General features: G+C 43.2%; 17 protein-coding genes and 9 tRNA genes. 14 read left to right on the top strand and 12 right to left on the bottom strand.

All coding sequences use genetic code 11. The features are described from left to right. Positions 1–102: 102 nt before the first annotated feature. From rfbB to IEY18_RS00110, 5 genes are all read left to right on the top strand, one after another. Positions 103–1,194, top strand: coding sequence for a dTDP-glucose 4,6-dehydratase (rfbB, locus tag IEY18_RS00130; protein ID WP_188916615.1), 1,092 nt, complete (start codon positions 103–105; stop codon positions 1,192–1,194). Between the two features lie 115 nt (positions 1,195–1,309). Beyond that, positions 1,310–2,140, top strand: coding sequence for a 3'(2'),5'-bisphosphate nucleotidase CysQ (gene cysQ / locus IEY18_RS00125; protein WP_268244238.1), 831 nt, complete (start codon positions 1,310–1,312; stop codon positions 2,138–2,140). A 137-nt stretch (positions 2,141–2,277) separates the two neighbouring features. Then, positions 2,278–3,240, top strand: coding sequence for a fructokinase (gene mak, locus IEY18_RS00120; RefSeq protein ID WP_188917820.1), 963 nt, complete (start codon positions 2,278–2,280; stop codon positions 3,238–3,240). A gap of 53 nt (positions 3,241–3,293) precedes the next feature. Then, on the top strand, positions 3,294–4,049 hold the full coding sequence (locus IEY18_RS00115) for a YdcF family protein (RefSeq protein ID WP_188917818.1): 756 nt from the start codon (positions 3,294–3,296) through the stop codon (positions 4,047–4,049). Positions 4,050–4,084: 35 nt separating this feature from the next. Further along, entirely contained in the window at positions 4,085–4,759 is a 675-nt protein-coding gene (locus tag IEY18_RS00110; protein ID WP_188916613.1) for a DUF2982 domain-containing protein, read from the top strand. A 126-nt stretch (positions 4,760–4,885) separates the two neighbouring features. Here IEY18_RS00110 and IEY18_RS00105 read toward each other — a convergent pair whose 3' ends face one another. From IEY18_RS00105 to galU, 3 genes are all read right to left on the bottom strand, one after another. Then, positions 4,886–5,257: a bactofilin family protein gene (locus IEY18_RS00105; RefSeq protein WP_188916611.1), complete on the bottom strand. Its 372-nt coding sequence runs from the start codon at positions 5,255–5,257 to the stop codon at positions 4,886–4,888. An 83-nt stretch (positions 5,258–5,340) separates the two neighbouring features. Then, positions 5,341–5,829 (bottom strand): ferredoxin-type protein NapF, encoded by a 489-nt coding sequence (napF, locus tag IEY18_RS00100; RefSeq protein ID WP_188916609.1) that lies wholly within the window; start codon positions 5,827–5,829, stop codon positions 5,341–5,343. 45 nt (positions 5,830–5,874) lie between these two features. Next, positions 5,875–6,798: a UTP--glucose-1-phosphate uridylyltransferase GalU gene (gene galU / locus IEY18_RS00095; protein ID WP_188916607.1), complete on the bottom strand. Its 924-nt coding sequence runs from the start codon at positions 6,796–6,798 to the stop codon at positions 5,875–5,877. 294 nt (positions 6,799–7,092) lie between these two features. Between galU and phhA the strand changes: the two genes are divergently transcribed. The 5 genes from phhA (at position 7,093) to maiA (ending at position 12,037) form a co-directional block, all read left to right on the top strand. Continuing rightward, a complete protein-coding gene (gene phhA, locus IEY18_RS00090; RefSeq protein WP_188916605.1) occupies positions 7,093–7,899 on the top strand; it encodes a phenylalanine 4-monooxygenase in 807 nt (268 codons plus the stop codon). Between the two features lie 60 nt (positions 7,900–7,959). Further along, complete coding sequence (locus IEY18_RS00085) at positions 7,960–8,301, top strand: 4a-hydroxytetrahydrobiopterin dehydratase (protein WP_188916602.1); 342 nt, start codon at positions 7,960–7,962, stop codon at positions 8,299–8,301. A gap of 228 nt (positions 8,302–8,529) precedes the next feature. Continuing rightward, positions 8,530–10,074, top strand: a complete 1,545-nt coding sequence (tyrR, locus tag IEY18_RS00080) for a transcriptional regulator TyrR (RefSeq protein WP_188916600.1) — start codon at positions 8,530–8,532, stop codon at positions 10,072–10,074. Positions 10,075–10,272: 198 nt separating this feature from the next. Further along, positions 10,273–11,259, top strand: a complete 987-nt coding sequence (locus IEY18_RS00075) for a fumarylacetoacetate hydrolase family protein (protein WP_188916598.1) — start codon at positions 10,273–10,275, stop codon at positions 11,257–11,259. Positions 11,260–11,320: 61 nt separating this feature from the next. Further along, the gene (maiA, locus tag IEY18_RS00070) at positions 11,321–12,037 is read left to right on the top strand and encodes a maleylacetoacetate isomerase (RefSeq protein WP_188916596.1); all 717 of its coding nucleotides are present in this window, start codon (positions 11,321–11,323) and stop codon (positions 12,035–12,037) included. A 74-nt stretch (positions 12,038–12,111) separates the two neighbouring features. On the opposite strand, the gene IEY18_RS00065 is transcribed toward maiA, so the two are convergent. From IEY18_RS00065 to IEY18_RS00025, 9 genes are all read right to left on the bottom strand, one after another. Further along, positions 12,112–13,896 (bottom strand): sensor histidine kinase, encoded by a 1,785-nt coding sequence (locus IEY18_RS00065; protein WP_188916594.1) that lies wholly within the window; start codon positions 13,894–13,896, stop codon positions 12,112–12,114. A gap of 142 nt (positions 13,897–14,038) precedes the next feature. Then, the gene (locus IEY18_RS00060; RefSeq protein ID WP_188916592.1) at positions 14,039–15,277 is read right to left on the bottom strand and encodes an MFS transporter; all 1,239 of its coding nucleotides are present in this window, start codon (positions 15,275–15,277) and stop codon (positions 14,039–14,041) included. Positions 15,278–15,459: 182 nt separating this feature from the next. Further along, positions 15,460–15,660, bottom strand: a complete 201-nt coding sequence (locus tag IEY18_RS00055) for a hypothetical protein (RefSeq protein ID WP_188916590.1) — start codon at positions 15,658–15,660, stop codon at positions 15,460–15,462. A 76-nt stretch (positions 15,661–15,736) separates the two neighbouring features. Then, positions 15,737–15,812, bottom strand: a tRNA-Val gene (locus IEY18_RS00050). A 29-nt stretch (positions 15,813–15,841) separates the two neighbouring features. Continuing rightward, positions 15,842–15,917: transfer RNA gene (locus IEY18_RS00045), tRNA-Val, on the bottom strand. A gap of 29 nt (positions 15,918–15,946) precedes the next feature. Then, positions 15,947–16,022, bottom strand: a tRNA-Val gene (locus IEY18_RS00040). Between the two features lie 47 nt (positions 16,023–16,069). Beyond that, a tRNA-Val gene (locus IEY18_RS00035) sits at positions 16,070–16,145 on the bottom strand. A 43-nt stretch (positions 16,146–16,188) separates the two neighbouring features. Further along, a tRNA-Val gene (locus tag IEY18_RS00030) sits at positions 16,189–16,264 on the bottom strand. 52 nt (positions 16,265–16,316) lie between these two features. After that, positions 16,317–16,392, bottom strand: a tRNA-Val gene (locus IEY18_RS00025). Between the two features lie 348 nt (positions 16,393–16,740). On the opposite strand from IEY18_RS00025, the gene gltX reads away from it, so the two are divergent. The 4 genes from gltX to IEY18_RS00005 all read left to right on the top strand — a co-directional run bounded on the left by gltX (position 16,741) and on the right by IEY18_RS00005 (position 18,675). Further along, positions 16,741–18,150, top strand: a complete 1,410-nt coding sequence (gltX, locus tag IEY18_RS00020) for a glutamate--tRNA ligase (RefSeq protein WP_188916588.1) — start codon at positions 16,741–16,743, stop codon at positions 18,148–18,150. Positions 18,151–18,255: 105 nt separating this feature from the next. Next, positions 18,256–18,331: transfer RNA gene (locus IEY18_RS00015), tRNA-Ala, on the top strand. A gap of 82 nt (positions 18,332–18,413) precedes the next feature. Continuing rightward, positions 18,414–18,489 (top strand) — tRNA-Glu (locus tag IEY18_RS00010). Positions 18,490–18,599: 110 nt separating this feature from the next. Beyond that, positions 18,600–18,675: transfer RNA gene (locus tag IEY18_RS00005), tRNA-Glu, on the top strand. The last annotated feature ends 130 nt before the right edge of the window (positions 18,676–18,805 follow it).

Raw genomic sequence — 18,805 nt, 5'->3', positions numbered from 1 at the left:
ATAGGGTCTTATGATTGTTGGCTGACAAAATGTCTGGAGATAACGATGATGAGCCGAATAATGAAACAAAACCAATAATGATGATTCAACAGAGAACATATTTTGCCTAAAAGCCAACTCGCACAATTACCAAAAACACAAGCCTCAGTTAAGTCTCGACGAATACTGGTTACCGGAGCTGCAGGTTTTATTGGCGCTAATTTTGTGGATTATTGGCTAACACAATATCCTAATGACCAAATATGGGGTTTAGATAAGCTCACCTATGCTGCTAACCTTCGAAATTTAAGTGAGGCAATAAAATCTGTTCGCTTTACGTTTGTAAAAGGGGATATTGCCGACGAATCTTTAGTTCGTGGGTTAGTCATTGAGCACCATATTGATACCGTAATTAACTTTGCTGCAGAGTCCCACGTTGATCGCTCTATTGCTTCGGCCGATGAGTTTGTACAAACCAATATCGTAGGTACCCATAACTTACTCAAAGTATGTAAGTCAATTTGGATAGATGATCCCAATTGGTGCCAGCGAAAGCCTGAGGTTAGATTTCATCAAGTCTCTACCGATGAAGTTTATGGAAGCCTAACAATCGAAGATGATAGCTTCACTGAAAGCAGTCCGTTTTTACCTAATTCACCATACTCTGCCAGCAAAGCCGCTGCTGATCATATGGTCAGGGCATTTGGCAAGACTTATGGTTTACCGGTAACAACGAGCCATTGCTCCAATAATTATGGCCCTTACCATCACGTGGAAAAAATGATCCCGATGATCATTACTCACTTACTGGAGAATGAGACGATAGGGATTTATGGCGATGGACTGCAGATCCGAGATTGGCTCCATGTTGAAGACCATATTCGTGGCATTGAACATATTTTAAAAGACGGTATTGCTGGAGAACACTACAACATTGGTGCCCAATATGAATTGACCAATATCGAATTGGTTCATCGTATTTGTAAGTTAATGGAACAGGAGTTTTCCCAACGTCCAGAATTACATGCTCAATATCCGATGGCGACAGCTTTGCAAACAGGAACGAGCACATCTTTGATTGAGCATGTACCGGATCGGTTAGGTCATGACAAAAGATATGGCGTTAATTTTGATAAACTAGCCGAGCTTGGTTATCAGCCTCAAGTTGACTTTGATGCGGGGTTAAAGCGAACAATCGCTTGGTTTATGCGCTAGAAATCGTTTTACCTATAACCTTTTATCATGAATAAAAGGTATTTGTTATTAAAAGCTTAACAGTTTTAATGCCATAATCATTGTGGTATTACCTATCGAAGCGAAGGAGTCTCGATTGCCTATTACTCGTTTTCAAAGCGAATACTTATCTGTAATGGCAGATATTGCGAAACAAGCAGGCCAAGCCATTATGCAGCATTACGGCACAGATCAATTATCTGTTCAGGTGAAGTCCGATGATAGTCCCGTGACTATAGCAGATATGGCGAGCCACCAAGTTATCGTGCAAGGGCTCACGAAACTGACGCCAGAGGTTCCGGTCCTATCTGAAGAATCAGAAGCGATTGATTGGGAAACACGCAAGCAATGGCCAGCATATTGGCTCATTGATCCGCTGGATGGAACGAAGGAGTTTATTCAGCACAATGGTGAATTTACGGTGAATATAGCTTACATACATCAAGGCGTTGCGGTCGCTGGTGTTGTTTATGCACCTGCACTCGGTAAATGCTACTCCGGTGCTTTAGGTTTTGGCGCATGGCTTGAAGTAACATCGGCAGTCAATCAGCAGCGTTGTTCAGCGCCTGTCCCAGCAAAGCTCTCTCAGCTATTTGCCAAATCTTCTGTGCCGCGCAAGGTGCCGATCATTGTTGGCAGTCGTTCTCATCCAAGCCCTTTGCTTTCTGATTACCTTGCAAATCTTGATGACTATGAAATGCTCTCCGTTGGAAGCTCTCTCAAGTTTTGTTTATTGGCGGAGGGCGCCGCTGATATCTACCCTAGACTGGGTCCGACAAGTGAGTGGGACACCGCTGCCGCACAAGCGGTACTTGAAAGTGCTGGTGGTCGAGTGAACATTTACGATGCAGATATTCGCTTGAAATATAATCAAAAATCTAGCCTGTTAAATCCGTTTTTTATTGCGACTTCTGCCCAATGGAAATAATGGATTTGTTGAAGCCTAGTTCTGCATTCAAAGTGACTATAATATTTTGACTTTTAATGAAGACGTTGGTTGTGGATGTCGGGTGTAGTCCTGCTCAAGCCTAGGTGGATTCAACCTTTTATCGGATGGTGGTGAGAATGAGATTCGGGGTAGATTTAGGCGGCACGAAAATCGAGTTGATCGCTCTTGATGAGCAGGGTCAAGAACACTATCGAAAGCGCATTGAAACACCAAAAAGCTATCATGGTACCCTTGAGGCTATAACTCGACTAGTTGCTCAAGCTGAAAGTCATTTATCTGCTAACAAAGATATATTCGAAAATAAAAATCGAAGACAAACTCGTGTTAACAATATGATTGCAACACCGGTGGGAATTGGTATTCCAGGCGCAATTTCGAAGCAAACGGGTTTGGTTAAAAATGCGAATTCGGTATGGTTGAATGGGCAGAATTTCCAAGAAGATATTGAGTTGCTCTTGGAGCGCCCGGTTCGAATTGCCAATGATGCAAATTGTTTTACGGTTTCGGAAGCTATAGATGGCGCTGGTGCAGGAAAACCGTTGGTATTTGGGGTTATTTTGGGCACGGGTTGTGGCGCTGGTATCGCTATCAATGGTCGTGCTTTGCTTGGACCCAATCGTATTGCAGGTGAATGGGGGCACAATCCGCTTCCCTGGATGCGTCCGCAGGAAATCCAGTCAAATCTATGTTTTTGTGGTCAATATGATTGCATTGAAACGTTCATTTCTGGAACTGGTTTTACTGCTGAATATCAGAAATTGTCGGCTCAGAAATTGACTACGATTGAAATTATGCAATTGGTGCAAAATGAGCATTATTTAGCTTGTCAGGCTTTCAATCTGTATCTAGATAGGCTAGCCCGTGCGCTTGCTCATGTGATTAATTTGCTGGATCCCGATGTGATTGTTTTGGGCGGAGGAATGTCGAACATTGAATCGATATACAGTGCTTTACCTTTGATATTACCTCAATATGTATTTGGTGGGGAATGTACAACGCCGATCCTTAAAAATCAGTTTGGCGATTCATCTGGTGTTCGTGGTGCTGCTTGGTTGTGGAGCGATGCAGCAAAGGCTTAAAACAGAAAATATTTAGATATACATAGATAAAGGGATTTATTGTGGGTGACATCATGTTTTGGGTGAAGAAAATGGCATCAATGTTGATGATGCCTATTTCTGTTTTTATCATTTTATTACTTTTTTCTATGGTCATTCTGTACCGCCGTCCAACTGCTGCACGTATTTTACTGTCAAGTGTCATTGGCTTATTGTTACTACTGAGTAGTCAATTAGGGGTGAACTTGATTGTTGCGCCATTAGAGCAGCAATACTCGGTAAACTCAGAAGCAGTCGAGCATGAATGTATCGTGTTGGTTCTTGGCTCGGGTCATTCGACGTCACCAGACTTACCGCCGTTGCAAAAGCTATCATCGACTGCGCTTGCCCGCCTAATGGAAGGGGTTCGTCAATTGCAATTGGGTGAACATTGCACTTTAGTGACCAGTGGCTGGAGTGGCGATGAGTCCCTCGATCAAGTAGAGCACTCCCATGCCTATATTGCTGCGCAAGCAGCGCTAGAATTAGGCGTTTCCGAGCAACAGATTTATCAACAGCCTCGGGCAAAAGATACGATTGAAGAAGCATTGTGGTTTAAACAGCGATTTGCTGATGCGCCTTTTCGTATTGTGACATCTGCGACGCATATGCCAAGAGCGATGTCTATTTTTCATCAACAGGGTTTGTACCCAAGTCCTGCTCCGACTGATTTTATTGCCAGAGATGGTTTGTGGTGGCGCTTAGAGGCCGAAAACTTGTACCGTTGTCAAAGGGCGATTCATGAGTATATTGGCCGGCTGTGGTTCTGGCTTAAGACTCACGTGTTATAATTTACCCTGTCATTATTTCTGATATTTGAGCTTTTATGTCTGTTGTTGAAATCCGCCCTTATTCTAAAAGAAACGGAATAACGTTAACTGTTGTGGGTGCAAGTGTGCTTTTTCTTGGAATTGGCTTGTTCTTAAACTCAGCAGATAATTTTGCAGTAGGCCTTACCTGTTTTTCATTGGGCGCAGTCTCCTTGATTTTAGGCGCTGCTAAGCTACTTGAACCATCCAACAGTTTTACTCTCGATAGTGAAAAGTTCACCTATCGCCATCGTCGAGGAAAAGTTTCTGTGCATTGGCGACAAATTCAAAGGGTAGACATTGTTAGGGTGAATCATGGTTTAGAAATGACAGAGTTGCCTTATATCGGTATTAAGCTGAAGAGCGTAAGTGCCATTTTGGACACTATCTCTCCTCGTCTTGCGACAGGCTTATTGACGGAGCAACGCCCTCTGATGATGACGGCGACCGCACAGGGCGAGAATGAGGATACTTTGGAAGCACATCTTGGGCTTGAATTTACACCGTTAATTGTCGCTTCCAATGAAGCTGCTAATCGGGCTACCAAAGAGTACACGGGTGTCTTGGCGATGTTTGGCCACAGAAGCATGATGTTAGATCAATACCTTGGTTATCACTTATATGTCCCTTTGGATAGTTTAGATAGGCCGCCAGAAGAGTTCTTGGATGTGTTACGCGGGTATATGCGTTAAATGAGTATGAACAACTTGATTGATATCTAGCAAACTAAAACAGAGGCCGTAAGGGATGGGCGATAAACGGCCTTTTGTCGATTATTCACACTCAATAAAAGCGTTGAATGCCTTAGGTTTTTACGTTTATGCTTCGGGTTCTGTTTGTGCTTCGAGTAACATCACGTCATCTTTTACCCGCATACCGATAAATTGGCCACCATCGGTAATTTCCATCGATTTGCTAGCAACTTCACCTTCAACTGTACCCGTGACGGTAATCATCAGTTTGTCACAGCTGAGTTTTCCTTTGAAAGCACCGGCAACTTTCAGCTCTTTGCAACGGACTTCTCCCTCAAGTAGTCCGCCTGCTTCGACTGTAATGGTGCCTTTGGAGTTAACTTTGCCAAAGAGTTCTCCGCCAATCAGTGCATCACCTATGATTGCCGATTCCCCTGTAAATCGAGTTCCTTGCGCAATAAAAGTCAGGCTTGTGTTTGTTTTATTTTTTTTGAACATAAGACTCTCTAACAACTTAGAAGTTGAGGGATGTTAACCTGTATTTTGGATGAACAAAACCATAAATAATTGGCACTGTGATGTCAGTTTTTTGGCATTTCAATTTTGATGGAATCATTGGGGCATGGTGCAACGCAAGCCCCGCATCCTGTACAATCTTCAATCGTGATGCTAGGAAAAGCTGGTTTGCCGAGTGCTGGAGGAAATTTGATTGCCCCATAGTCGCACGCATCTTTACAGCTTTGGCACATGACCCCTTGGTTGACCAGACAACTCTCATCAACCTGAGCAACTATAAGCCAAGGGCGAACGTTCGTATTACCGAAAATGGGCTCAGGGCATGCCTCGACACATTGTTTGCAAAATGTGCACTCATCACTATTGAAGCTAATTTCGGGAAAACCGCCGCTCCCTTTGATAATGATTTGAGTTTCGCAAGCCTGAATACATTTGTCGCAGCGGCTGCAAAGATCTGTAAATTCAATATCTTCTTTCACCCAAGGTGGTCGATTGACATGTGTCGTGCGCCGGTTAAACAGATTCCGGCGACTTAAGTTAACGCGATTGCTCATATTGTTGATTGCTTTTATGTTCTTTTTAATCAGAGGGTTGAATGGCTAAGAGTCAGATTGACTCTCGAGTTTTTCTACAATGTCTTTGAGGTACAGAGCAAACTCTCTACCAATTTGTTTGTGACGCAGACCATACTCTACACATGCCTGCATGTAGCCCATTTTATTGCCGCAGTCATGACTTTTACCATGCATGTAATAGGCATTTACTTGTTGTTTTTCCATGAGCATTGCGATGCTATCGGTGAGTTGGATTTCATCTCCAGCCCCTGCAGGAGTCTTACCTAATAGTTTCCAAATCTCTTTAGGAAGGATATAACGACCAACCACAGCGTAATTAGACGGTGCTTCTTCGCGGTCCGGCTTTTCGATCAATTGCGCAATGGGGCATGAGTCTCCAGGAACAATGCTTTCACCTGAAAGATCGGCAATACCATATTGATCAACTTTGTCTTCTGGTACTGCTTCTACCATGATTTGCCCAATTTGCTCTTCATTAAAACGCTTGACCATGTGTGCCAGGTTCTGTTTTTTTAGGTTGCAACTCGCTTCGTCAATAATGACATCGGGGAGTAAGACGGCAAATGGTTCATTTCCAACTACAGATTGGGCGCAAAGTATTGCATGTCCTAGGCCTTTTGCCTGTGATTGTCTGACGCTGATGACTGTTACACCAGGAGGACATATGGATTGAACTTCATCAAGTAGTTGGCGTTTTACGCGTCGCTCAAGCTGCGCTTCAAGCTCGAAACTTGTATCGAAGTGGTTCTCGATAGAGTTTTTACTTGCATGAGTCACGAGAACAATCTCTTTAATACCGGCTCGTATCGCTTCATTTACAACATGCTGAATTAAAGGTTTGTCGACGATGGGAAGCATTTCTTTTGGAATGGCCTTGGTCGCTGGGAGCATGCGTGTGCCGAGTCCTGCAACAGGGATAACGGCTTTACGAATTATCTGCTGTTTCATCGTTGTTCCTTTTTCATTGCGCGTGATGTGTTAATTGACAGTCAATTCAAGTCTTCGATTGGGACTTGATTGAACGCTTTTGTGCAAGTGCATTTTTCACCATCATAGCAATGATTTATAGATGCGAACATGCTTCTGTTGATGACATTTATGACTTTGCTGAAAAATGATGCTGTAACAATTAATTTACAACTAATGGTGTTCGCTCACCGAACTAAAAGTGTGATGTGGTTAACAAAAGTGTGGATTTGGTTAAGTATGTGTATATGTGGATTTAAGAAATGAATCATTGATATGACAAAAGCAACTGCTTACACGGCGAGAGAAGCGAATGCTTCTGGCTATATAGAATACCCAGATAATGAGCATCAAATTTGGCAACGTTTATTTGAGCGTCAGATAGAAAACTTGCCGGGGCGAGCTTGTCAGGAATATATGGCGGGACTCGATGCCTTGGCATTGTCGAAAGAGCGTATTCCGCAATTAAATGAAATTGATCAGGTGTTGATGCAAACCACTGGCTGGCAAACTGCGCCTGTACCTGCGTTGATTTCGTTCGGCAAATTTTTTGAGTTATTGGCAAGTCAAAAATTTCCTGTCGCGACATTTATTCGAAGCGAACAAGAGTTTGATTATTTGCAAGAACCCGATATTTTCCACGAGATATTTGGCCATTGCCCACTGCTAACCAATCAAGCTTTTGCGAATTTTTCACAGAAATACGGACAACTCGGTTTGGCAGCATCTAAAGAAGATCGCGTGTTTTTGGCTCGGCTTTATTGGTTTACCGTTGAATTTGGTCTGTTGCGTAATCAATTCAGCGCTCAGGAACCTTCAAAGCTGCAAATTTACGGCGGCGGAATACTCAGTTCACCTGGAGAAACTTTATATTGCATGGGGACTCAGCCAGATATCCGAGAGTTCAATATAGTTGATGTACTCAGAACACCTTATCGAATAGATATTATGCAGCCTGTCTATTACGCGATAGATTCAGTCGACTATTTAGATGAAATCGCGTCAATGGATATTATGGCCGCAGTTAGCCAAGCAAAGTCACTGGGGTTATTTCAACCTTTGTTTGACCACCAAGCGAGTTAAAGCAATTTGTGCGTCGAGACATAACGAATCACCGGACTAAAAAAAGAGCAAGGAAATCAAATGAATAAACTAGCAAGTATGACCTGCGAAGCGTGTCAAGCCGATGCCCCCAAAGTTACAGAGCATGAATTGGCTGAATTAATCCGCTTGATTCCTGACTGGGGTGTTGAAGTGAGAGATGGGATTATGCAACTAGAGAGAGTTTACAAATTTAAAAATTTTAAGCTTGCGATGGTATTTACGAATCAACTTGCTGAACTGGCCGAGTCCGAATTTCATCATCCTGGTATTTTGACCGAATGGGGCAAAGTGACGGTAACTTGGTGGTCTCACTCCATTAAAGGGTTGCACCGCAATGACTTTATTATGGCAGCGAAAACAGATGCACTATTAGACTCTTAATATGAAAATGCGAAGCGGTGCTTAGATTGCACGCTTCGCTTCTACAGTGTTTTTGCTCCAAATTGTATTCAAGTGTAAACAACTCTTGCCACAACGCTCATAACCTTCTACCGTATAGCCATAAATACACATAAATGTGATCTTCGTCATGCTTTATTGGCGTTAAACATAGATTACAAGTACACGATTTAATCGTCCTAGATTCAAATCAAAGGGAAATACGGTCCTATGCGCTTGGAAGTGAGCTGTCAAGACAGAGTGGGTCTTGCAAAAGATATTCTGGAAGTACTAGAGCGGTACGATATTAATCTAATGGCCATCGATGCAAGTAATCAAGGTTTTCTATTTTTGCAGTTTGCAGAGGTAAGCTTTGATACCTTGAGTGTATTGATGCCTCAAATCCGCAAAGTGGAGAGTGTGAAAGATGTTCGAACGGTTTCATTTATGCCGTCAGAGCAGGAACACTACGCATTAAAAACTTTGTTGCGAACCCTACCTGATTCCGTGTTTTCTATTGATTCAAAATCACGAATTCGCATTGTGAATGAGTCCGCTTTACAAACCCTATCAATGCAGGAGCACGAGGTTATTGATGAACCACTTAACCATTGGGTTCAAGGCTTTAGCTTTAGCCGTTGGTTAAGTGAAGGCGAGGTATTAGCTCAAGCTGCTCGCGTGATGATTGGGCAGCGTGAATACCTTGCAGAAATGTTACCTATTTATCTCCCAGATGATAGCCAAAGTTCTATTTTGGTGGGGGCAGTTGTTTCTCTGAAGTCACCAGCAAGAGTTGGCAAACAATTTAATGCTTTGCAAAACCAAACAACAGGTTTCGATAACGTACTTGCAGTAAGTGACAACATGCAAGAGGTGCTGAAGCACGCCAAAAGGATGGCTCATTTAGATGCGCCATTGCTCATCACGGGTGAGACTGGAACGGGTAAAGAGTTAATGGCGAGAGCCTGTCATGATGCAAGTCTACGCCGTGAGCAGCCATTTATTGCGATTAACTGTGCCGCAGTACCTGAAAGTGCAGCGGAAGAAGAGCTATTTGGGTATGTTGCAGGTGGTGAGATCATCAAGCAAGGGCTATTTGCTGAAGCTTCTGGTGGGACAATTTTTCTTGATGAAATCGCTGAGTTATCCGTCGGAGCCCAAGTCAAGCTGCTACGGCTGTTGCAGGATGGGCATTTCAGGCGAATTGGTGGCGAAAAAGAGGTTCGGGTTGATGTTCGGGTGATTTGTGCGACGCAAAATAATTTGGCTGAGCTCTGCCAAACCGGTGAGTTTAGGGAAGATCTTTATTATCGGATCCATGTACTAAGCTTCCATATGCCTGCATTACGCGAGCGACGCGTAGATGTTATCCCACTGACTGAAATGTTCCTTGAGCACTATAGCCAGCAATTATCCTGTCCAGTTCGTCGCATCTCAACCGCTTGCCGAGATCATTTGATGACCTATGCTTGGCCCGGCAATGTTCGTCAGTTAAAAAATGCAATTTTCAGAGCGGTCTCGATGTGGGATGGCTCGGCAGAGCTAACCGTTGAGCAGCTCAAATTACCGTCTTATGCAGAGGGCTTTGGCTACTATGATGACGAGTTTGAAGGTTCTCTTGATGATGCAATGAAGCAATATGAATCAGGGTTATTGCGCCGACTATATCCAGCATACCCGAGCACAAGGCAGTTAGCGAGAAAGCTTGGGGTTTCTCATACGGCCATTGCGAATAAGCTAAGGGATTACAAAATTACGAAGCCTAAATCGCAATAATTGTTGTGAGCAATATGTTCGAATTTTAAGGCTGTAAAAATTTATGTACGCTTGATTTGTGATGTGAGTTTACTGTGATCTTGCTCACGTTATATGATGTGTTCATTACAATGAAAAAAGCTACTTTTATTGAGTTATATTCGCAAAATTTAATCTGCTGAAAACTCAATCGCAGTGAAACTTGGTACGGGAGAAAATATGAAATTAGCGACATACAACAATGGTCGTCGTGATGGTGTATTAATGTTGGTTAGCCGTGATTTGAAAAAAGCAGTCGCAGTTCCAGCAATTGCCAATACGATGCAACAGCTGATGGATTCATGGGATTTACTTGTACCTCAGTTGCAAGAGTTATATGAAGCGTTAAATCAGGGAATCTTACCGAATACAGTTGATTTTGAAGAAGATAAATGTCACTCACCGCTGCCGCGAGCATACCAATGGGCCGATGGGAGTGCTTATGTGAACCATGTTGAGTTAGTTCGTAAAGCGCGTGGTGCTGAAATGCCTGAGTCATTCTGGACCGATCCTCTTGTGTACCAGGGCGGCTCTGATAGCTTTATTCCGCCTCGTGCAGACATTCCCTTAGCAAGTGATGAGTGGGGCATTGATTTTGAGTCTGAAATTGCTGTGATTACTGATGATGTTCCGATGGGGGTGTCTGCAGAAAATGCTCACAAGCATATTAAATTGCTGATGTTGGTGAATGATGTTTCTTTACGAAATTTAATCCCTGGTGAATTAGCAAAAGGGTTTGGCTTTTTTCAATCGAAGCCGTCGAGCAGCTTTTCACCTGTTGCAGTAACACCTGATGAACTGGGTGATGTTTGGCGAGATTGCAAAATTCATTTGCCGCTGGTGACGCACTTAAATGATGAGTTATTTGGTCAGCCCAATGCCGGTGTTGATATGACATTTAATTTTAGTGATCTCGTCTCTCATGTGGCGAAAACTAGACCCATCGGCGCAGGTGCAATTATTGGGTCTGGTACGATTTCAAATTATGACCGTAGTGCTGGTTCGAGCTGTCTAGCGGAAAAGAGAATGTTAGAAGTGATTGCTGATGGCAAGCCTGCCACCCGTTTTATGGGGTTTGGAGATCGCGTTCGCGTTGAAATGTTTGATAAAGAGAATCACAGTATTTTTGGTTCAATTGATCAGCAAGTTGTGCGCTATGAGCCGTAAATGAAGTCTTGTGTCATTGTTTTATTCGACGCTTGAGCTGAGAAACAAAGAAGGAAATGCTGTGAAACTTTATGGATATTGGCGCTCTAGTGCTGCTTATCGAGTTCGAATTGCTTTGAATTTGAAACAAATTCAAGCAGAACAGTTTTCAATTCATTTGGTTAAAAATGGGGGAGAGCAACACAGTGAAGTGTTTCGCCAACTCAACCCGCAATCTTTGGTGCCAGCACTTAGCATTGCACCAAATCAGCTTCACCAAAGTGAAAAGACACGGCAAGCGTCCGCAGAAGGACAACCTAGTCCCAGTCAACTGGAAGACGAGCAAATATTAACGCAATCATTGGCGATTATTGAGTATTTGGATGAAGCGTTTCCCGCTCCTTCACTATTACCTCAGACTGCTTGGGAGCGAGCGCAAGTGCGTTCGCTGTCCTATGCTATCGCGTGCGATATCCATCCATTGAATAATTTGCGCGTATTGCAATATTTGACTGGGGAACTCGGTGTTGATGAGCAACGCAAAAATGCTTGGTATCTGCACTGGATTCAATCAGGGTTTGCTGCAATTGAGCAAATGCTTGTTAAGCAAAGTGGTCAGTATTGTTTTGGTGATCAAGTAACAATGGCCGATATATGCTTAATACCTCAAGTTTATAATGCTGAACGTTTCCACGTTGATATGGCGCCATACCCACATATTCAGCGGATTTATCAAACTTGTAATCAACTTGATGCATTTATCAATGCGCAGCCAGAGCGTCAAGCAGACGCTATTTAGGCAGAGCAATATAAGCATTCAGGTGCTATTCAGCGGTGTCTTATGAGCAGGCTGTTGATACTGCAATATATAGATTACATTGAAAAAATTGGAATTTGCACGGTAAATATCGCACCGCCATCATGAGCATTTTCAGCCATAATCTTCCCTTTCATGGAATGCACAATTTTGGTTGAAATGGAAAGCCCAAGTCCTAACCCAGGGTTTTGCTCGGTTGAATAGAAGGGTTCAAATATCTTTTCAATGTAAGCTTCATTAATGCCAGGTCCGGTATCTTTAACGCGAATGGTCAAATACTTCTGGACCTCGACTTCTACGACGAGCTTTTTGGTTGATGAATGCTGCATTGCGACAATTGAGTTACTCAGCAAATTCACCAAAACCTGTTGCAATCGGGTTTTCTCCGCCCAAATCATTACTTTTTCTTTGGGATATCGAACAATTAATTCGACACCCTTTTTGTCCAATTCTGGTTGCACGATAACAATGGCGTACTCAACGTTTTTAACGATATCGATTGCGGTTTCTTTGCCTTGGCTTTTACGAGTGAAATCTTTATAACGTTCAACAATATCGGTGAGTCGATCACTTAATTCGACAATGGTCTGTATATTCTCTAACGCCTTATCATTGTGCTCTCTTAGTAAAAACGATTGAGTGTTTTGTGCATAGCTTCGCAAAGCTGTTAAAGGTTGGTTAATTTCGTGATTGATGCTTGCTGACAAATTACCCATAGCCGCTAATTTAGCGGATTGAATGACTTCTTCTTGGGACTCCTTGAGCATTTCATTGGCTTTTAGTAATTCCTCTGTGCGCTCTTTGACCCGGTTTTCTAATTGCTCTTGTGCTTGCTTCAGGCGCTTTAGGTGGCGTCGTCGTTCAAAAGAAAATAATAAGCCGCCGCAAAATAGTAAATAGATACATGTGGTAAGGAGATATGCGAAAGGCATTTGGTCATAGACATCGTTGATTGGTGTTAAAACATGTACGCGCCATTTGGCAAAAGGCATGTACTTTCTGTTTTCCATGTACTTAATAGAGCCGCTTGTTGAAGCGATTTGATAAATCTGGAAGTGGTGCTCTGCGACGGGTCTGTACTCTGGTGTAATATCTAATTGCTTAATTTGTCGTTGTGCGTATCGTTGTGAGCCATTGATAGTCATCTTTTCAGCGCTAGTAATGGAAACCAGTGAAGCGAGACGCCAGCTTTGCTCGGTTGCAAGAAACACAATGTCATCTCGACTACTCACAATCACTTCAAACTGACTCGATTGCGCCATACTTTTGATTTGTTGCTCAACGAGGTCGATATTGAGTTTCACGACGATGACGCCCAAAATATTTGCCTGACTATAGACTGGGGAGGAGAAGTAAAAACCGCGCTTATTTGACGATACGCCGACAGCATAGTAGCTACTCAAACTACCCAAAATTGCTTGTTGAAAGTAAGGCCGAAAAGAGTAGTTTTTACCAATAAAAGTGTTTTCCTTTTGCCAGTTACTTGCAGCGATGGCGTCGCCTTTGCTGTTAATTAAGTACACATCTGCGGCAGCAGTGGCTTTTTGTAGTTCTTCTAAGTAAATATTTAACTTCTGGATCCCTACTGGATCACTCTGATTATTGAGAACTTGGTTCAATAATGTGTTGTCTGCAATGACTTGGGGAATTCGCTCGTAACGTATCAGTGTATCTTCTAGAAACCCTTTCAGCTCTTCGAGTTGTTGTTCTGAATGTTGCTGTAATTGTTCAAAACCGCGCTTTTCGCACCACCAATGAGTGGCTTGTATCGCTACAAGCAACCCTAAAGTTAGCAAGACATAAATAAATAGCCGGTTCTTATTAAAGCGGTGCGGTGGCATATACACTCAAAAATGATGAAAACTCTCTATTTAGCGTCGTTCATAAACTGGAATTTATCAAGCCACGATGACGAGAAAATGCTTGTAAATTGATAGCATTATGAACGAATTTTTTTGGCTCATTGTTGAAAGACTAATACGCTTATTCGCTAGCTTTTGTTTGCTCTGATTCTCTATACCATAGTGAGGCTTTGAAATGTCCGTGATAAAAAATTGCACATGCAATCAGGACGACAAATGCTCCACAAATCAACGCCCATTGAACTTGTATGAGTGAGAGTAAACTTCCAACAATTGCCGCAAGTACATTTCCTATGCAGAATATCGTGACGAGCATTCCCATCAGTTGCCCTTGCGCTCTATGGGCATACGCAGTCGAAATATAAGCTGGCAAAAAGCCGTTAAATATAGCAATTCCTGCACCCATTAACGCGAAGCAAACGAGAAATTGTATTGAGCTAAATAGTGGGACGAAAAGTAATGCGAATGCGAACATCATCATTCCTAAAATACCGGCTTGAGCATGGGAGTAGCGGCGTTGTAATTTAGGGTTAAATGCAACACTTGTTAAGATCATACATGATGTAAGAAATATCGTAGCCCAACTGATGCCGATGGGGCCGTATTCATGAATATTGACTAGCCAAAGAGGGTAAAATTCGTAGTAGATATTCACGCCAAGGGTTAAGCAAAGGTATAGGGTGAAAAATCGTCTTAGTTTTGGATCTTTAAGGAGCACAAAACTAGACTTTGCTTCTGCGTTCAGAACTTTTTTGTCCAAACTTTTAGGAAGTAACCAAAAACTCAGTATGCCGCACAAAAAGCATGCGAGCCCCGCGCAATAAAACACTAATCCGGGGCCTGCAAATGCGAGTTGCCCACCTGCTAGTGGACCTAAAAGATAACCACCATACCCCATGGCACTGATGAGAGAAAAACTTCTCGTTTTATCTATCGTGGGGTGAAGGTCTGCAGCAATTGCCCGTGCGATTGCGATATTGCCTTCACAAATTCCTGTCAGTAAACGCGCCAAGATGAACAATAAGAAGTCACCTGAAACTGCGGCTATTCCAGTTAGCCCATAACTAATAGCCGTACCGATGAGTGTGTACCCAAGAATTCTTCGCCGCCCCCAATGATCAGACAGCGAGCCGATAACGCTGCTGCCAATAATGATACCTAGCGGATAAATAGCCAGCACGATGCCAAATAAAAGCTCCTTTGGAAGGCCTAGAAATTGTGTCAGCGGTGATGTGCCTTCGGCAAATAGGGGGGCCAAAATAGGATAGGGAAGGGCAATGCCTGCAACACTGATTAAGGTAACCAGCAGGGTAATACCAAGAATGCTTTTGGCTGTTTGTTCGTTTTGGGGCTTGTGCATGATTAACTGATTACCAAACTAAGTTGCTGTTCACTATGTCAGTTAAATCTAATTAAGTAAAGTTAATGCTTTATTTAATGGTTTAGATATTGATTTATTTATATCAAGCTCATAAACATGAATTGAAAAGGGTAGCTCACTCCTCCTAGAACGAGAACAAATCACTAAAAGTTAAATGATTACTATATGTGCTGAAATGAAAAGTGGATATTTCCAGTTAGGCCAACTTGGCTGTCGTCGATATTGATATGATTGGTAAATTGCGTCAGTTTACACATAATTGTTTGTGCTTCGCTGTGTGCTTGTTGTTTATCAAAGCCGTAGGCCTGCTCAAGATGGCGCGCAATATGATAAATTGAAAGAGAAGAGACATTATTTTCCATAGCGAGACTCATCACATAATGAACTTATTAAAAGCATAGACCGTGATTTTTGAGATTGGAAAAAATATTTGAAGAATGGTGGTCGATACTGGGCTCGAACCAGTGACCCCCTCCTTGTAAGGGAGGTGCTCTCCCAGCTGAGCTAATCGACCTGGGATCTAACAGATGGAGCAGTAAAAAATGGTGGTCGATACTGGGCTCGAACCAGTGACCCCCTCCTTGTAAGGGAGGTGCTCTCCCAGCTGAGCTAATCGACCTGGGATCTAACAAATGAAGTCGTAAAATATGGTGGTCGATACTGGGCTCGAACCAGTGACCCCCTCCTTGTAAGGGAGGTGCTCTCCCAGCTGAGCTAATCGACCTGGGATTTTACGAAGCGTTATTTATACTTTTTCAATTGCTTGAAAAATGGTGGTCGATACTGGGCTCGAACCAGTGACCCCCTCCTTGTAAGGGAGGTGCTCTCCCAGCTGAGCTAATCGACCTGGGATAACGCTTTTATCAAATTGTCATAAAAAATTTGTATCATGGTGGTCGATACTGGGCTCGAACCAGTGACCCCCTCCTTGTAAGGGAGGTGCTCTCCCAGCTGAGCTAATCGACCTGGGATACAAACTTTTCTAACACATTGCCATAGAATTCAAATATTGAAAATATGGTGGTCGATACTGGGCTCGAACCAGTGACCCCCTCCTTGTAAGGGAGGTGCTCTCCCAGCTGAGCTAATCGACCTCGCTGTGTGGAGCCGTATTATAGGGGGCAACGATCCTCTGTCAACGGTTTTTATTTAAAAAAGATCCGGTAGCTGCAAAATTGTGCGCATTGATGTTTTGTTATTCACAAGCCTGCCATCTTTGATTTTCAGCGATTGAAGGCGATGATTTTCACTGAATTCCAAATATAGACTTACCCTGCATTTTTAAATACTTCAGTAAATCACATTGAGTAATTAATTCGATGTAAACCCGATAGAGTTTGGTCAATCTATTTCCCCCACCTTTATTGACTGTTAGAATATGGCCACTTTTTTACACTTGTCGTCGCCTCGGGCGACTGCTTTATATAGGTAAATGTTCCATTATGGTCACTAAGACACGTTTTGCTCCTAGCCCCACCGGATTTTTGCATGTTGGTGGTGCGCGTACTGCACTTTATTCATGGCTACATGCTCAAGCAAACCAAGGTGAGTTTGTTTTACGTATCGAAGATACAGATCTTGAGCGTTCAACCCAAGAAGCATGTGATGCAATCTTAGATGGCATGAAGTGGCTTGGACTGGATTGGGACCAAGGCCCTTTTTATCAGACAAAGCGTTTTGATCGTTACAATGAAATTATTGCTCAACTGTTGGAGCAGGGTAAAGCGTATAAGTGCTATTGCAGCCGTGAACGTATTGAAGCTTTGCGAGAAGAGCAAGCTGCAAAAGGTGAACGTCAGAAATATGATGGTTGTTGTCGAGATCTGCCCGCGCGCGATACGGATGAGCCATTCGTCATTCGGTTTAAAAACCCCACAGAAGGCAGCGTTGTCTTTCAAGACCATGTACGTGGTCAAGTTGAATTCTCAAATGAAGAATTGGATGACTTAATTATTGCTCGTACAGAAGGCACCCCCACGTATAACTTTTGTGTTGTCGTCGATGACTGGGATATGGGGATCAATTGTGTGGTGCGAGGTGAAGACCACCTTAACAACACACCACGCCAAATCAATATCCTTAAAGCATTAGATGCGCCTATTCCTGAATATGCACACGTATCAATGATCCTTGGTGATGATGGTGCTAAATTATCAAAGCGACATGGTGCAGTAAGCGTGATGCAGTATCGTGACGATGGTTACTTGCCTGAAGCGTTACTTAACTATTTGGTTCGTTTAGGCTGGTCACATGGCGACCAGGAAGTCTTTTCTATTGAAGAGATGAAGCAATTATTTAAACTCGATGATATCAATAAGGCTGCGTCAGCGTTTAACACTGAAAAGCTCAATTGGCTCAATCAACACTATATTAAGAGCCTTGCACCAGAATATGTGGCTGAGCATTTAGTTTGGCATATGCAAGAGCAAAATATTGATACAAGCAATGGTCCTGCATTAGCTGAGGTGGTAACGGCCTTGTCTGAGCGAGCAAAGACTCTGAAAGAGCTTGCTGCGTCGAGCCGTTACTTCTATGAAGACTTTGAAGAGTTTGATGCCGCGCAAGCGAAGAAGCATTTGCGTGGTGTTGCCATGGAGCCACTGCAATTAGTGCAAAAGAAATTAGCCGAACTTGAGAATTGGGAACAGGAAGCTTTGCATCAAGTGATCCAAGATACTGCTGCTGAGCTAGAAGTGGGCATGGGTAAAGTAGGGATGCCGCTTCGTGTTGCTGTGACTGGCGCGGGGCAATCACCTGCACTAGACCTCACTTTATTACTGATTGGTCGTGAACGCTGCGCACAAAGAATCTCCAAAGCGGTTGAATTTGTAGCAGATAGAATAAATTCGTAAAAAACGAGTTGACACTTTTGGGTGTGCTGCATAGAATGCGCCTCGCAGTTGAGACACAGGGCAGCATTTGCTGACGGTGCACTCAAAGGCTATAAGTTAGTATGAGGGGCCTTAGCTCAGCTGGGAGAGCGCAACACTGGCAGTGTTGAGGTCAGCGGTTCGATCCCGCTAGGCTCCACCATCACTTATACAAAGCGTTAATGTTTAGCCTACAGATATTAGCGAGTATTCACTCTCTTACAGAGTCTAAACGTAAGACCGGCGTCCCATTCGTCTAGAGGCCTAGGACACCGCCCTTTCACGGCGGTAACAGGGGTTCGAATCCCCTATGGGATACCACTTATTCTTGAGTGGTTGACTGTAAAGTTAACGATTCGATAGCGTTGATGCTTAGCCTACAGGTATCAACGAGTATTCACTCCCTTACGGAGTCTAAACGTAAGACCGGCGTCCCATTCGTCTAGAGGCCTAGGACACCGCCCTTTCACGGCGGTAACAGGGGTTCGAATCCCCTATGGGATACCACTTAATTCTTGAGTGGTTGACTGTAAAGTTAACGATTCGATAGCGTTGATGCTTAGCCTACAGGTATCAATGAGTATTCACTCCCTTACGGAGTCTAAACGTAAGACCGGCGTCCCATTCGTCTAGAGGC

The organism is Shewanella gelidii (genome assembly GCF_014647855.1).
Lineage (GTDB): Bacteria > Pseudomonadota > Gammaproteobacteria > Enterobacterales > Shewanellaceae > Shewanella > Shewanella gelidii.
Note: the sequence above shows the minus strand (reverse complement) of the source record. Positions and strands in the feature narration are given on the sequence as shown.

Excerpts from the sequence above, each read along its gene's own strand:
- mak (WP_188917820.1), top strand. The coding sequence starts at position 2,278 with ATGAGATTCGGGGTAGATTTAGGCGGCACGAAAATCGAGTTGATCGCT.
- IEY18_RS00115 (WP_188917818.1), top strand. The coding sequence starts at position 3,294 with ATGTTTTGGGTGAAGAAAATGGCATCAATGTTGATGATGCCTATTTCT.
- IEY18_RS00110 (WP_188916613.1), top strand. The coding sequence starts at position 4,085 with ATGTCTGTTGTTGAAATCCGCCCTTATTCTAAAAGAAACGGAATAACG.
- IEY18_RS00105 (WP_188916611.1), bottom strand. The coding sequence starts at position 5,257 with ATGTTCAAAAAAAATAAAACAAACACAAGCCTGACTTTTATTGCGCAA.
- napF (WP_188916609.1), bottom strand. The coding sequence starts at position 5,829 with ATGAGCAATCGCGTTAACTTAAGTCGCCGGAATCTGTTTAACCGGCGC.
- galU (WP_188916607.1), bottom strand. The coding sequence starts at position 6,798 with ATGAAACAGCAGATAATTCGTAAAGCCGTTATCCCTGTTGCAGGACTC.
- phhA (WP_188916605.1), top strand. The coding sequence starts at position 7,093 with ATGACAAAAGCAACTGCTTACACGGCGAGAGAAGCGAATGCTTCTGGC.
- IEY18_RS00085 (WP_188916602.1), top strand. The coding sequence starts at position 7,960 with ATGAATAAACTAGCAAGTATGACCTGCGAAGCGTGTCAAGCCGATGCC.
- tyrR (WP_188916600.1), top strand. The coding sequence starts at position 8,530 with ATGCGCTTGGAAGTGAGCTGTCAAGACAGAGTGGGTCTTGCAAAAGAT.
- IEY18_RS00075 (WP_188916598.1), top strand. The coding sequence starts at position 10,273 with ATGAAATTAGCGACATACAACAATGGTCGTCGTGATGGTGTATTAATG.
- IEY18_RS00065 (WP_188916594.1), bottom strand. The coding sequence starts at position 13,896 with ATGCCACCGCACCGCTTTAATAAGAACCGGCTATTTATTTATGTCTTG.
- IEY18_RS00060 (WP_188916592.1), bottom strand. The coding sequence starts at position 15,277 with ATGCACAAGCCCCAAAACGAACAAACAGCCAAAAGCATTCTTGGTATT.
- IEY18_RS00055 (WP_188916590.1), bottom strand. The coding sequence starts at position 15,660 with ATGGAAAATAATGTCTCTTCTCTTTCAATTTATCATATTGCGCGCCAT.
- gltX (WP_188916588.1), top strand. The coding sequence starts at position 16,741 with ATGGTCACTAAGACACGTTTTGCTCCTAGCCCCACCGGATTTTTGCAT.